The following is a 13,096-nucleotide window of genomic DNA, read 5'->3' as shown; positions in this document are numbered from 1 at the left end:
CTCCAGCCGAGTCCGAGCAACCCCGCAAGAAGCGGCGCAATCAGCAGCAGCAAACAGAATCCGCTCCGGCCGAGCAGATCGCTCCAGCCGAGTCCGAGCAACCCCGCAAGAAGCGGCGCAATCAGCAGCAGCAAACAGAATCCGCTCCGGCCGAGCAGATCGCTCCGGCCGAGACCGAGCAACCCCGCAAGAAGCGGCGCAATCGGCAGCAGATCGAAGCGGCCCCATCGGAACAACCGGCCGAGCAGGCAGCGCCGGCAAACGACAACCAGCCCAACGTCAACCCGCGCAAGAAGAAGCAAAAACAGAACCAGCAGATCGAGGCTGCCCCGGCAGAACAGGCTCCGACTGTCGAGCCCGGACAAAAGCCGGGCAAGCGCAAGAAGCCTGCTGAATTGACCGGACCCGCCACGGAGGCGGAAGGCCAGCCGGCGCCGACCAATAAGGAAGCGACCCCACAGGCCCAACCGGCTCCGATCGAGCAGCAGGCCGCTCCCGTCCAGGGCGAACAGCCCCAGGACAAGATCAAGAAACGTGGCAAGAGGCCTGTCGGCGAACAGCCGGTGACAGGAGAGCAACAGCCCTCGACCGGCGAACAGCCTTCGACTGGCCAGGCCGCGCCGGTCCAGGGTGAAAATCCGGTCCAGGGTGAAGCCCAGGCCAATCCGAACGAGGCACCTGTTCTGGACAGCCAGAAGGATGTCTTGCGCAAGCGCAAGGGTGGCAAGGAGCGCGGCCAAAATGCCGGTAAGCAGCAGGGCAACCAGCCCGCCCAGCAGGGCGAGAACCAGGTGGAAGCCCCGAAGCCGGCTCCGGTCGATCAGGGGCCGCCACCCACCGACGACCGGGCAGCCCAGCGGGAGATCAAGCCTGAAAAGATCGTTCCGGTGACCGAGGAAAAAGGCAAGCGCGTCGAGCGTGCGCCGGACGTCGAGGATGTTCGTCGTCGTCCGCGCCCCCAGGGTGCCAACGTCGTCAGGGAATTCGGCGACCGCGTTATCCTGCAGTTCAACAACCAGACGTTCGTCGAAAGCAGTGATGCACCGCGCATGCACCGCGGCGCCAGGAATGTCTATTACGAGGACCTGTCGGGCGATCGCACCCGGGAAATCGTTGAGCGTGACAATGGTGTCCGGATCGTCACCATCCGCAACCGCTACGGCGACGTCATCCAGCGTTCACGCTTCGCGCCCGACGGCCGCGAATATGTGCTGAGCTATGTCGACGAGCGGAACTATGACGATGATGCAGACTGGCGCGACCCGGGCGACGACCTGCCGCCGATGCGCCTTACCATCCCGCAAGAGGAATACATTCTGGATTCCGAAGAGGTCGAGGATCCGGACGACTACTACACCTTCCTCGAACGGCCGCCGGTCGAGAGGGTCCAGCGCCTCTATTCGATCGACGAGGTCAAGCGCTCGGCCCGCGTGCGCGACATCGCCCGCCGCATCGACCTCGACACGCTCAACTTCGAATTCGGTTCGGCCTCGATTTCCGACACCGAGGTCCAGAAGCTGGAGGGTGTTGCCAACGCCATGGACAAGCTGCTGAAGAAAAACCCGGCCGAGAGCTTCCTGATCGAGGGCCATACCGACGCTGTCGGCACACCGGAAGCGAACCTTGCTCTGTCCGACCGCCGCGCCGAGGCGGTCGCCGAAGCCTTGACCAACGCCTTTGGCATCCCGCCGGAGAACCTGACGACGCAGGGCTATGGCGAGGAGTATCTCAAGGTCAACACGTCGGGACCCAACCGCGAGAACCGCCGCGTCGCCATCCGCCGGATTACCCCCCTGGTAGCGCCTGTGGCCAGCGCCCAATAAACCGCAATGTGAACCGCGCGATTTGATCAACCATTGAATCGCGCGGTCATCAATCTTGAAACGCGCGGTTACCCATCCCAGATTCTGGAAAGGGCGTTCCCTGCCCTGTCCCGACTCCAGCGGGACACACGAGCCCCGCCGGTTCCCCTCCCCGGCGGGGTTTCGTTTTTTTGAAACCTTGCAAACCGCCGCAGCCTGCCCGAAATACGGCACTCCGACAACGGAGCCCGAATCGCCGCATGAAGCGCCTCGAACTCGCCATCGAATCGATCATTCTCGCCTCGCGCTGGCTGCTGGTCGCCTTCTATCTCGGACTGGGTGCGGCACTTGCCATCTATGCCGTGTCCTTCGGCAACAAGCTGTTCGAGTTCGTCTCCGTTGCCTTCACGCTCGATGACACCGACACCATCCTGAAAATACTCGGCCTCATCGATGCCGCGCTGGTCGCCTCACTGGTGGTGATGGTGATCATCTCGGGTTACGAAAACTTCGTCAGCCGCTTCGATGAAAATGACGGCAAGGTGCATTGGCTGGGCACGATCGATGTCGGCTCGCTGAAGGTCAAGGTCGCCTCGACAATCGTAGCGATCTCCTCGATCCACCTCTTGCAGGTGTTCCTGAACTCGGTCTCCTACACGACCGACCAGCTGATGTGGCTGACCATCATTCATCTGGCCTTCGTTCTGTCGGCACTGATGCTTGCCTATATCGACCGGCTGATGGGTCTTGGCAAAGCCAAGAAAGCCGAAGACTGAGCACACGTCTGTGCCGGTCTTTAAGAGATATGCCTGTCAGCTAGATACTTTCCGTCAGTAGATACCTTTGATTTTGGTATCCGTCCGGCCGAACACCTCGTCCGGCACAAAAAAGTCGCCGGCGAGCGGGCCTGTCGCACCCGGCGCATAGGCCGAGAAATCGCTGACGCCCTCAGCGCGCAGCACTTCTTCGTCAATGTAGAAATTGCCGGTCGCCTCACGCGACGGCCTGACCAGGATGGCGTATGCCGCATCGGCCATGATGTCGGGCGAACGGCTCATCGCCGCCACCGTCGCCCCGCCCAGGAGGTTACGCACCGCCGCCGTGTCGATGGTCGAGATCGGCCATAGCGAATTGACCGCAATGCCGTCCCTGGCGAACTCGGCGCTCATGCCCAGCGTGCACATCGACATGCCGAACTTTGCCATCGTGTAGGCGACATGGTTCTTGAACCACTTGGCCTTCATGTCGAGCGGCGGCGCCAGATTCAAGATGTGAGGATTTTCCGCCAACCTCAAGTGCGGAATGCACATTTTGGAGACGAGAAAAGTGCCGCGCGTGTTGATCTGGTGCATCAGATCGTAGCGCTTCATATCGGTCTCCAACGTGCCGGTGAGCTGGATGGCACTGGCGTTGTTGACGCAGATATCGACGCCGCCGAACCGCTCCACGGTCTTGGCGACCGCCTCGGCGACCTGTTCTTCATCCCGAATGTCGCACAGCGCCGGCAGCGCCTTGCCGCCGGCCTGCTCGATCTCGTGCGCCGCCGTGTAGATCGTCCCGGGCAGCTTCGGATGCGGCTCGGCGGTCTTGGCCGCGATCGTCACATTGGCGCCATCGCGCGCGGCGCGCAGCGCAATCGCCAGCCCGATGCCGCGCGACCCGCCGGAGATGAAAAGCGTCTTTCCCTTGAGCGACATCCTTGCGCCTTCCTGCAACATGAAAGACACGATCCTTGCGCGGCTGAGAACCGCCGCGCAAGGCCCAACACACCGCATGCGGGTTACGCTGCGTCGGCCTTGAGACAATCTGAACTAGACCAGCACCAGGCCCTGCCGCATGGCGATGGCAATCGCGTCGGTGCGGTTGGCGGCACCGAGCTTCGTCAGGATCGCAGCGACGTGGAACTTCGCCGTGTGCACGGAGATGTTCAGCCGTCGCGCGATGACCTTGTTGGGCGCGCCCTCGGCCAGCAGCGCCAGCACCTCGCCTTCCCGCGGCGAAAGCGTCGGCCGGACGATATGCTCGTCAGTCGGTTCCTCTTCGAACCGGTCGCTGCCATGGAAGGTCAAATCGTGATGCAGATCGGATAGAGCATGACTGTCACGCGAAATCCGGTAGCCCGCAGCCGCGAGCCGCGCGGCGGCGGCGATCAGCAACTCGTCCGCTTGCACGGGCAGCACGGCAAACACTGTATCGGCCGGCCGTTCGCGGGCCGCTCGCGACGATAGCAGCACGCGAGGCATAGCCGCGTCGACGAGCCCGCCTTGTAGCCCATGATCATCGACGATGGCGACATCCGCCGCCTCACGCCCGTCGACTTCGCCGGCCAGAACCGGCCGCAGATCATCGGTCGCGGCGAGAATGGCGGACAGACTTCGCGTGCGCTCGGCGTCACCGAGCGCGATCAGCACCGTCAGCCGTCTGCCAGCGACCTCACCGCTTACCATCTATCCCTCAGCTCAGTGGCTTTTCACCGATGGTCAGGGAAACCTCACGATTCTCGCCGCCGCGCACCACGCCGAGTGTCACCAAGGCACCGGCGCTGTCCGGCCCGAGCTTGCGGATCAGCTCGCGCGGGCCAAGCACCGTCTCTGCGTTCCACGACACGATGATGTCGCCGAGACTGAGACCGGCTGATTTCGCCGGCCCGTTATCGTCGAGACTCATCACCATGGCGCCCTGTGTATCACCATTGCGGACCGGATGCAGGCCGGCGCCAAGATAGCCGCGCGCCACATGACCCTTCTCGCGCAGCGTCGTGACTGCCCGCTCGATCGTTTCGTAAGGCATGACCAGCGCCCGCCGGCGTGGCCCGAACAGCAGCATGCCGATCAGTCCGCCCTTGGCGTCGAGCACAGGGCCACCCTCGAAACGGCCGCCGGCATTGACGGCAAGGTTGATGCGCCGGTCGATCGTGCCACCGCGCATTGAACGCCAGGCCGGGCCGACCTCGCCGACCGTGCCGAAGGTAGCGAGCGAGGTGCCGTCGCTATTGCCCGCCACGACCACCAGGTTGCCCGGCCGCACCGCATCCGCCTTTACCAGTGACGGGGCGGCCGGCGCGCCGGCCGGTTTCAAAACGGCCGTGCCGGTGGACGGGTCGCGGCCGACCAGTTCCGCCTTGACGGCTTCGCCCGAAGAAAACGTCAGCTCGATCTCCTCGCCGGCCTCGACCGCCTCCTCGGCAGTGACGAAATAGCCGTCCCGCCAGTGGAAAGCAGTTGACGTCCGGTGGTGCGTCGCGAAGCTGGCCGTCGCTGGTGCCGCGGCTGCCGCGATGTCGGCAATGGCGTCGGAAAACGTGCTCAGATTGAAATCGCTCATGATTTGTCTCCTGGGTTCTTCGTGACCCAGATATCGCCCGGCAGGGCGTTGGCGGATACTCGCCTGACGGCTAGTTGGGCATTTGACTGGCCATCTGGTCAGGTCGCGGCCGGTCCGGCCGCTCCGCACATATAGGCATTGTTCACATTGTTCCAAACGGAGCCCTCGGATGGCCCTGCCCGCCCAGCAATTGCAATATGACGATGCCCTTCTCGATGCCTATTCGGCGACGGTCGCCGATGCCGTCGACCGCATCGGGCCCGCCGTCTGCCGCATCGAGCGCATCGGTGGCCCGGGTGGCCATGGCTCCGGCTTCGTCATCGCGCAGGACGGGCTGGTCGTCACCAACTTCCACGTCGTCGGCGATGCGCGCAGCGTACGCGTGTCAATGCCGGACGGCGCCTCCAGGGAAGGCCGCGTGCTCGGCCGCGATCCCGACACCGACATTGCGCTGGTGCGCGCCGACGGCAACTTTGCCGATGTTGCGCCGCTTGGCGATTCCAAGCGTTTGAGGCGCGGCCAGATTGCAATTGCCATCGGCAATCCGCTCGGCTTCGAATGGACCGTCACCACTGGCGTCGTCTCGGCACTCGGCCGCTCGATGCGTGCCTCCACCGGCCGGCTGATCGACGACGTCATCCAGACCGACGCCGCGCTCAACCCCGGCAATTCTGGCGGACCGCTGGTGTCCTCGGCTGGCGAGGTGATCGGCGTTAACACCGCGATGATCCACGGCGCGCAAGGCATCGCCTTCGCGGTTGCCTCCAACACCGCCAATTTCGTCATCTCGGAAATCATCCGCTTCGGCCGTGTGCGCCGTGCCTTCATCGGCGTTTCCGCCGACACCACCAACCTGCCGCGCCGCGCAGCCCTTTTGTCGCAAGTATCGAGCAGCACGGCGGTGCGCCTGCGCACCGTCGAAAAGAACAGCCCGGCGGCCAAAGCCGGCCTCAGGGAAGGCGACATTATTGCCGCCATCGACGGCCGCCCGGTCACCGGCGTCGACGATCTGGTGCGCATGCTCGACGCCGAGCGAATCGGCCGCGAGACACTGTGCACGGTGGTGCGCCGCTCCGGCATTACTCAGGTCACCGTGATGCCGTTGGCGCGTGCGAGTTAGCGCGCCGCAGCACCCTGCGCATATTGCGCCATAAATTCTGGGCTCGGCGGGATCGGCCTGATCACGTCGATCAGCACGCCGTTGGGATCCCTGGTGATGAAATGGCGCTGGCCGAAGGGTTCGTCGCGCAGCGTTCGCAGGATCGGCAGGCCAGCGGCGGTGATCCGCTCATAGATGGCATCCGGATCCCTGACCTCGAAATTGATCAGCAGGCCAGATGTGCGGCCCCGCCCTTCCTCCGGGATCGTCTCATGATCGCCCTGGACGATGCCGAGGTTGACGCGGCGATCTTCGGCTGAGCGCAGATGCACGTACCAGTACGCCTCAAACAGCGGCTTGAAGCCGAAATGCGCAACATAAAAGGCTGCCGTGCCGGCAACGTCGCTCGTCATCAGCACCGGATAATAGCTCGTCGTCCTCATCTTTCCTTCTCCCGGCAAATAACATACAGTCTGCATGTAAATGGCAATAACATACAGGCTGCATGTATGCAACAAGGATCCGCTCGTCGCTCCAACCGTGATCGCACCGAGGCGACACGCGCTGAGCTCATCGCCGCGGCTCGCAAACTGTTCACCGAAAAGTCCTATGCCGAGACCGGCACACCCGAGATCGTCGCCGCTGCCGGCGTCACGCGCGGCGCGCTCTATCATCACTTTGCCGACAAGCAGGCGTTGTTTGCCGCTGTGGTCGAACAGGAGGCGCAAGCCGTCTCGGAAGAGATCGAACGCGCGTCGCCGCCTTCGCTATTTGCCCGCGATGCGCTGATTGCCGGCTCGGATGCCTATCTGGCTGCCATGCGTGCGCCCGGCCGCACGCGGCTCTTGCTGCTTGACGGCCCGGCCGTGCTCGGCCGCGCCGCCATGGATGCGATCGACAATCGCCATGGCAACCGTTCGCTGCGCGACGGCCTTGTTGCCGCGATGCGCTCGCACTCCATGACGAGACTGCCTGTGGAAGCACTGACCGCTTTGCTCGCAGCCGCCTTCGACCGCGCAGCGCTCGCAATCGAAACTGGAGCATCGATCGAGGACTATCGCGCCGTTCTCATGGCGCTGATCGACGGCCTGTCTCCGGCTCCTCCTCAGGTATCTCACCCGGTTCGAACTCGTTGAAACAGCCTAGCTGGCGCTTGAACTGGTCGATCAGCCAGGCGGCCGCCGGTTTCGGGCTGCGATCGGCGCGGTGCATGGCATAGAGCGGCGAGCGGACTTCGCTGTAAGGCTCGAGATCGAGTTCGACGAGCCGGCCGGTCGCCAGATCATCGGCGATGAGCCATCGCGGCAGCCCGCCCCAGCCCAGCCCCTCGCGCATCAGCACGTGCTTGGTGCGCACATCCGTCAGCCGCCAGGTGCGGTAGGCGAAGACGCCATAGTCACGCCCGCGCGTACGCTCGGACTGGTCCGAGACGACCAGTTGGATGTGTTCGCGGACATCCTCTAGCGCCACTGGTCTCGGCAGCAGCGCCAGAGGGTGATCAGGCGCTGCGGCTGGCACCAGGGAGAAGAAGCCGATGCGAAGCAGATTCACGTCCGTCTCACCCAGAAGCCCCCCGATGCCGAGATCGGCCTGTCCGCCGACAACATGATCGAGGATAAGGCCAAGCGAGCCGATATGCAGACGCAGCGTCACGGCCGGGAACTGCGCCTCGAATGCCTTTAGCACCCGAACCAGCACCGGCGACGGTAGCGTCACGTCGACCGACAGCGTCACTTCCGCCTCCAATCCCTGCCGGTATCCGTCGACACGCGAGCGGATGCGTTGCAGCACGCCGACCATGCGCCGCGCATCTTCCAGCGTCGCCTTGCCGACATCGGTCAGTTGCGGTTCACGCGTGCCCTCGCGCTCGAACAGCTTCAGCCCGAGCTGCGCTTCGAGGTTGGCGATGGCGTAGCTGATCACCGATTGCGCGCGATTCAATTTGCGCCCGGCGGCCGAGAAGCTGCCGGTCTCGGCCACCGCAACCAGGATCTGCAGTTGGTCAAGCGTCGGGTTCGGTTGCATCGTTCAATCCACATTTTAGATGGATAATATACAAAATATACCAGTTTTTCAAATGGGTCTGCGCACACATATCTGCCGGGAGATTTTGATCCAACCCTGGAGACCCCATTATGTCCATCCTTCTTGTCACATCGAGCCCGCGCGGCGCTGCCTCACACTCGACCCGTATTGCTACTGAATTCGCCGAAAAGCTTGTTGCCGCCGATCCGTCGAACACGCTTGTCGTGCGCGACCTCGTCGCCAATCCGTTGCCGCACATCGATGCCGATTATGCGACCGGCATCTACACGCCGGCCGAAGCGCGCACCTCGCGCCAGGCTGAAGTCGTTGGCGTCTCCGATGTCGTGCTGGATGAACTGTTCGCCGCCGATTCGGTGATTCTCGCCACCGGCTTCATCAACTTCAACATCTCCTCGACGCTGAAGTCCTGGGTCGATCACATTGCCCGTTCCGGCAAGAGCTTTGCCTATGGCGAGAACGGCCCCAAGGGCCTCGTCACCGGCAAGAAGGTCTACATCGTGCTGGCTTCGGGCGGCATCTATTCCGAAGGTGCGGCCGTGCAGTTCGATCACGCCATTCCCTACCTGCGCAGCGTGCTTGGCTTCCTCGGCATGACCGATCTCGAGGTCATCCGCATCGAAGGAGTCGGCATGGGCGCCGATGCGGTGGCAGCAGCGCTGGCCAAGGCCTCGACCAAGGTCGACGCCATTGTAGCCGCGACCGGCAATGCCGAGCGCGTCGCCACCGCGGCGTAAAGCGTCAGCATCGTCTGAATTGTACAAGGGCAGGCGCCCGGCGCCTGCCCTTGTTGTCGTTGGCGACAACCTATTGTGGTGGGCCACACAACCGCCATTGGTTATTCCGCTTGTCTGCGCTATCGGTCGCGGATGTTCCTTTCCGTTGCCACAACGCACCGTCCGGCCACCGATCTCGGTTTCTTGCTGCACAAGCATCCGGATCGCCTGCACGAGACCGACCTGTCTTTCGGCAAGGCGTGGCTGTTCTATCCCGAGGCAACCGAAGAGCGTTGCGAGGCTGCACTCCTGCTCGATGTCGATCCTGTGGGACTGGTGCGGGGCAAGGGCCAGGCAGAAGGCCTGCTCGACCAATATGTGAACGACCGGCCTTACGCAGCATCATCCTTCCTGTCGGTGGCGCTGAACAAAATGCTGCGGACGGCGATGACCGGTATATCGAAGGAGCGCCAGGAACTGGCCGACAGCGAACTGCCGCTGGAAGCCGTGGTTACGCCACTGCCAACGCGCGGCGGTGAGGTTCTGGTTCGAAGTTTGTTCGAACCCTTGGGCTGGACAGTCGATCTGACGCCAATCGAAGGAATCGGGGGTGCTGCAGGCGAGCCCCGATACGGCCATCTGAAGCTGACCGGCACAGGCCGGCTCAGCGCCTTGTTGAATCACCTCTATGTGCTGATCCCGGTGATGGACGATGCCAAGCATTACTGGGTCGGCGAAGCAGAGATCGACAAGCTGCTGTCCAAGGGAGAGGGCTGGCTGGAAAACCATCCGGCCAAAGACCTGATCGTGCGCCGCTACCTTGGCAATCGCCGGGCTTTGGCCCGCATCGCCCTGGAGCGGCTGGCTCCCGAGACGGCTGGCGAGGCACAACCTGCCGAGTTGCGCGTCACGCCCGAGGAAGCGCTGGAGACGCCTATCCGGCTCAACGATCTGCGCATGGACGCAGTTGTCCACGCCATTCGAGCGACGGGAGGAACCACGGTTGCGGACCTGGGATGCGGTGAAGGCAAGCTGCTCGACAGGCTGGTGCGCGAGCGATGGATCCACATGCTGTTCGGTCTGGATCCGGCGGCGCGCGAACTGGAATGGGCCGCAAAGCGTCTCAAGCTGAACGAATTAGGCGGGCCGCCCGAGGGCCGGGTCACGCTGCTGCATGGATCGCTGACCTACCGCGACAGCCGTTGGGCCGCAGCCGACGTCGCCGTTCTGGTCGAGGTCATCGAGCATCTCGACGAGGACAGGCTGCCCCTGGTCGAACGCATCGTTTTCGGTGAGACGGCGCCCAAATCCGTCATCGTGACCACTCCGAATGCGGACTACAACGCTCTGTTTCCAAGACTGGTCCCTGGCGCATTTCGCCATCCCGATCACCGTTTCGAATGGAGCCGGGCTCAGTTCCAAGCCTGGGCGGCCAAAATCGGCGAGATCTATGGCTATGCAGCCACCTTCAGCGGTATCGGAGCCGAGGACCCGACCCTCGGCGCCCCCACACAGATGGCGGTGTTCACCCGATGAGAGAACCTGATAAGACCAACCTCACCATTCCTGACTTCGCCCTCGTCGTGCTGATCGGCTCGACCGGATCGGGCAAGTCGACTTTCGCCACCAAGCATTTCCTGACGACCGAGATTATCTCCTCGGACCAGTGCCGGGCGCTGATCTCCGACGACGAAACCGACCAGGACGTCTCTGCGGATGCCTTCGATCTGGTTCGCGAAATAGCCGGCAAGCGGCTCAAACACCGCAGGCTGGCCGTCATCGATGCCACCAATGTGCGAGCCGCCGACCGCAAGCCCTGGATTGAGCTGGCGCGCAAGTGGCACGCTTTGCCCGTCGCCGTGGTCCTCGATCCAGGCGTCGAGGTGTGCGTCGCACGCAATGCGGTGCGAGCCGACCGGCAGTTCGGCGCCGGGGTCGCCCAGCGCATGACAACCGAGGTCCGCAAGGGTCTTGGCGGCCTCCAACGCGAGGGCTTCCGCCAAGTCTGGAAGCTTACCAGCGAGGCCAGCATCGACGCGGCCGAGGTGTCGCGACAGCCGCTGTGGACCGATAAGCGCGACGACCATGGCCCGTTCGATATCATTGGCGACATCCATGGCTGTTCGGATGAGCTTCATATCCTGCTCGCTCGACTGGGCTACAGCGTCGCCTGGTCTGAGCATCAGGGCGACCGAATGGTCACCGTGGTTCCACCAGAGGGCCGCAAGATCGTCTTTGTCGGCGACCTCGTCGATCGCGGCCCCAACTCGCCCGACGTGCTGCGCATTGCCATGAGCATGGTCGCGGCTGGAACGGCTTACTGTGTCCAGGGCAACCATGAACGCAAACTCAGCCGCTGGCTAGAAGGCCGCAAGGTCACTGTCGCTCACGGCCTCCAGCAGACTCTTGATCAGCTAAATGCACAGGACCGAGGCCTGCGCGAGGCGCTGCCGGCCTTTCTCGACGGCCTGCGCAGCCATGTCTGGCTCGATCGCGGAGGCCTCGCCGTCGCCCATGCCGGCCTCAAGGAAGGGATGATCGGACGCGGTTCCGGCGCTGTGCGCGAGTTCGCTCTGTACGGCGAGACCACAGGCGAGACCGACGAATTTGGGCTGCCCGTCCGTGCCGACTGGGCTGCGGCCTATCGTGGCAAGACGGCCATTATCTATGGACATACGCCCACGCTATCGGCCGAATGGGTCAACAACACCCTGTGCATCGACACCGGATGCGTATTCGGCGGCAAGCTGACGGCCTTGCGCTGGCCGGAACGCGAACTGGTCGAGGTGCCGGCAATCGAGACCTGGTCGGAGCCGATACGTCCGCTGGGCGGGTCCGGTCCCGGTAAATCGGCACAGGCCGACGCCGACGGCGTGCTCGATTATCAGGATGTCTCCGGTCGCCGTTGGATCGAGACCGGACTGAGGGGCCGGATTGTCGTGGCCGAGGAGAACGCGTCGGCAGCACTGGAGGTGATGAGCCGCTTCGCGCTCTCGCCGCAATGGCTGATCTATCTGCCGCCGACCATGTCGCCGTCCGAGACCAGCAGCCAGGACGGCTGGCTGGAACGTCCGGAGGATGCCTTCGCTTACTTCCGCGAGCGCGGCGTTGCGCAGATCGTGTGCGAGGAGAAGCACATGGGTTCGCGGGCAGTGATCGCGCTCTGCCGGAACGCGCAGGCGGCACGCAGCCGCTTCGGGGTCCCTGGCGACGAAACCGGCGCAATCTGGACCCGCACCGGACGCTCCTTTTTCAATGACAGTGCCATGACGGAGGACCTGCTCGCCCGTCTTCGCACCGAGGTCGACGCGGCGGATCTGTGGAAGGAATTGAACAGCGACTGGCTGCTGCTGGACGCCGAGATAATGCCTTGGTCGGCCAAGGCCGGCAGTCTGATCGAAAGCCAGTATGCGCCTGTGGCGATATCCTCTGCCGCCGGTTTCAAGGCCAGCAACGAGGCGCTGGCCCGTGCGATGGCGCGCGGCGTCGATGCAGCCGGCCTGAACGCACGCCTTGAAGACCGGGCCGTCCGCGCAGCCAAATACGCCACCGCCTGGGCGCCCTACGTATGGCCAGTTTCGGGCGTCGAGGACCTTAAGGCCGCGCCTTTCCACCTGCTGGCCAGCGAGGGACGTGTTTGGTTTGACCAGGACCATGTCTGGCACATGTCGCTCGCGGACCGTCTGGCTGCCCGTGGCGGCGTGGTCACGCCGACTCGATGGCGTATGGTTGACCTCGCCGACGGCAGCGCGTGTGCCGAGGCCGTCGCCTGGTGGGAAGCACTGACCGGCTCAGGCGGCGAAGGCATGGTGGTCAAACCACGCGACTTCGTCAGCCGTGGCGAGAAGGGGCTCATCCAGCCGGCGCTGAAGGTCCGCGGCCCGGAATATTTGCGCATCATCTATGGTCCCGAATATGATGCACCCGACAATCTCATCCGCCTCCGAGAACGCGGCCTGGCCGGCAAGCGCAGCCTGGCGCTCCGGGAGTTCGCGCTTGGCCACGAAGCGCTAACGCGATTTGTCGCCAAGCAGCCGCTACGCCGGGTTCACGAGTGTGTCTTCGCCGTGCTGGCGTTGGAAAGCGAGCCAATCGACCCAAGGCTGTAGTAG

12 protein-coding genes are annotated in these 13,096 nt (G+C 63.7%); 7 read left to right on the top strand and 5 right to left on the bottom strand.

Annotated elements, in window-relative coordinates; translation table 11 throughout:
* Both NKI41_RS14410 and NKI41_RS14405 read left to right on the top strand, forming a co-directional pair.
* The coding region (locus NKI41_RS14410) for an OmpA family protein (RefSeq protein WP_352683630.1) at nucleotides 1-1,823 on the top strand (1,823 nt) is incomplete at its 5' end.
* Between the two features lie 239 nt (nucleotides 1,824-2,062).
* Entirely contained in the window at nucleotides 2,063-2,578 is a 516-nt protein-coding gene (locus NKI41_RS14405; protein ID WP_352450730.1) for a TIGR00645 family protein, read from the top strand.
* Between the two features lie 54 nt (nucleotides 2,579-2,632).
* Here the strand turns inward: NKI41_RS14405 and NKI41_RS14400 are convergent, their stop codons facing one another.
* The 3 genes from NKI41_RS14400 to NKI41_RS14390 all read right to left on the bottom strand — a co-directional run bounded on the left by NKI41_RS14400 (nucleotide 2,633) and on the right by NKI41_RS14390 (nucleotide 5,126).
* Entirely contained in the window at nucleotides 2,633-3,499 is an 867-nt protein-coding gene (locus tag NKI41_RS14400; RefSeq protein WP_352473967.1) for an SDR family oxidoreductase, read from the bottom strand.
* Nucleotides 3,500-3,613: 114 nt separating this feature from the next.
* Nucleotides 3,614-4,249, bottom strand: a complete 636-nt coding sequence (locus NKI41_RS14395) for a helix-turn-helix transcriptional regulator (RefSeq protein WP_352473965.1) — start codon at nucleotides 4,247-4,249, stop codon at nucleotides 3,614-3,616.
* A 7-nt stretch (nucleotides 4,250-4,256) separates the two neighbouring features.
* The gene (locus NKI41_RS14390; RefSeq protein ID WP_352683628.1) at nucleotides 4,257-5,126 is read right to left on the bottom strand and encodes a S1C family serine protease; all 870 of its coding nucleotides are present in this window, start codon (nucleotides 5,124-5,126) and stop codon (nucleotides 4,257-4,259) included.
* 169 nt (nucleotides 5,127-5,295) lie between these two features.
* Between NKI41_RS14390 and NKI41_RS14385 the strand changes: the two genes are divergently transcribed.
* Nucleotides 5,296-6,246 (top strand): S1C family serine protease, encoded by a 951-nt coding sequence (locus tag NKI41_RS14385; protein ID WP_023678284.1) that lies wholly within the window; start codon nucleotides 5,296-5,298, stop codon nucleotides 6,244-6,246.
* Here NKI41_RS14385 and NKI41_RS14380 read toward each other — a convergent pair.
* Complete coding sequence (locus tag NKI41_RS14380) at nucleotides 6,243-6,668, bottom strand: VOC family protein (protein WP_352473963.1); 426 nt, start codon at nucleotides 6,666-6,668, stop codon at nucleotides 6,243-6,245. The genes NKI41_RS14385 and NKI41_RS14380 overlap by 4 nt on opposite strands.
* A gap of 66 nt (nucleotides 6,669-6,734) precedes the next feature.
* On the opposite strand from NKI41_RS14380, the gene NKI41_RS14375 reads away from it, so the two are divergent.
* On the top strand, nucleotides 6,735-7,361 hold the full coding sequence (locus tag NKI41_RS14375) for a TetR/AcrR family transcriptional regulator (RefSeq protein ID WP_352683626.1): 627 nt from the start codon (nucleotides 6,735-6,737) through the stop codon (nucleotides 7,359-7,361).
* Here the strand turns inward: NKI41_RS14375 and NKI41_RS14370 are convergent.
* Nucleotides 7,294-8,250: a LysR family transcriptional regulator gene (locus NKI41_RS14370; protein WP_352450726.1), complete on the bottom strand. Its 957-nt coding sequence runs from the start codon at nucleotides 8,248-8,250 to the stop codon at nucleotides 7,294-7,296. The genes NKI41_RS14375 and NKI41_RS14370 overlap by 68 nt on opposite strands.
* A 110-nt stretch (nucleotides 8,251-8,360) precedes the next feature.
* On the opposite strand from NKI41_RS14370, the gene NKI41_RS14365 reads away from it, so the two are divergent.
* From NKI41_RS14365 to NKI41_RS14355, 3 genes are all read left to right on the top strand, one after another.
* The gene (locus NKI41_RS14365) at nucleotides 8,361-9,005 is read left to right on the top strand and encodes an FMN-dependent NADH-azoreductase (RefSeq protein WP_352491493.1); all 645 of its coding nucleotides are present in this window, start codon (nucleotides 8,361-8,363) and stop codon (nucleotides 9,003-9,005) included.
* 132 nt (nucleotides 9,006-9,137) lie between these two features.
* Nucleotides 9,138-10,520, top strand: a complete 1,383-nt coding sequence (locus tag NKI41_RS14360; RefSeq protein WP_352491494.1) for a 3' terminal RNA ribose 2'-O-methyltransferase Hen1 — start codon at nucleotides 9,138-9,140, stop codon at nucleotides 10,518-10,520.
* A complete protein-coding gene (locus tag NKI41_RS14355; protein ID WP_352683623.1) occupies nucleotides 10,517-13,093 on the top strand; it encodes a polynucleotide kinase-phosphatase in 2,577 nt (858 codons plus the stop codon). Before NKI41_RS14360 ends, NKI41_RS14355 begins: the two co-directional genes overlap by 4 nt.
* The last annotated feature ends 3 nt before the right edge of the window (nucleotides 13,094-13,096 follow it).

Source organism: Mesorhizobium sp. M0601 (genome assembly GCF_040320845.1).
In the GTDB taxonomy this organism is placed as follows: Bacteria; Pseudomonadota; Alphaproteobacteria; order Rhizobiales; family Rhizobiaceae; genus Mesorhizobium.
This window is presented reverse-complemented; position numbering and strand designations above follow the sequence as displayed.

Coding starts and splice junctions, on each gene's coding strand:
- NKI41_RS14405 (WP_352450730.1), top strand. CDS start 2,063: ATGAAGCGCCTCGAACTCGCCATCGAATCGATCATTCTCGCCTCGCGC.
- NKI41_RS14400 (WP_352473967.1), bottom strand. CDS start 3,499: ATGTCGCTCAAGGGAAAGACGCTTTTCATCTCCGGCGGGTCGCGCGGC.
- NKI41_RS14395 (WP_352473965.1), bottom strand. CDS start 4,249: ATGGTAAGCGGTGAGGTCGCTGGCAGACGGCTGACGGTGCTGATCGCG.
- NKI41_RS14390 (WP_352683628.1), bottom strand. CDS start 5,126: ATGAGCGATTTCAATCTGAGCACGTTTTCCGACGCCATTGCCGACATC.
- NKI41_RS14385 (WP_023678284.1), top strand. CDS start 5,296: ATGGCCCTGCCCGCCCAGCAATTGCAATATGACGATGCCCTTCTCGAT.
- NKI41_RS14380 (WP_352473963.1), bottom strand. CDS start 6,668: ATGAGGACGACGAGCTATTATCCGGTGCTGATGACGAGCGACGTTGCC.
- NKI41_RS14375 (WP_352683626.1), top strand. CDS start 6,735: ATGCAACAAGGATCCGCTCGTCGCTCCAACCGTGATCGCACCGAGGCG.
- NKI41_RS14370 (WP_352450726.1), bottom strand. CDS start 8,250: ATGCAACCGAACCCGACGCTTGACCAACTGCAGATCCTGGTTGCGGTG.
- NKI41_RS14365 (WP_352491493.1), top strand. CDS start 8,361: ATGTCCATCCTTCTTGTCACATCGAGCCCGCGCGGCGCTGCCTCACAC.
- NKI41_RS14360 (WP_352491494.1), top strand. CDS start 9,138: ATGTTCCTTTCCGTTGCCACAACGCACCGTCCGGCCACCGATCTCGGT.
- NKI41_RS14355 (WP_352683623.1), top strand. CDS start 10,517: ATGAGAGAACCTGATAAGACCAACCTCACCATTCCTGACTTCGCCCTC.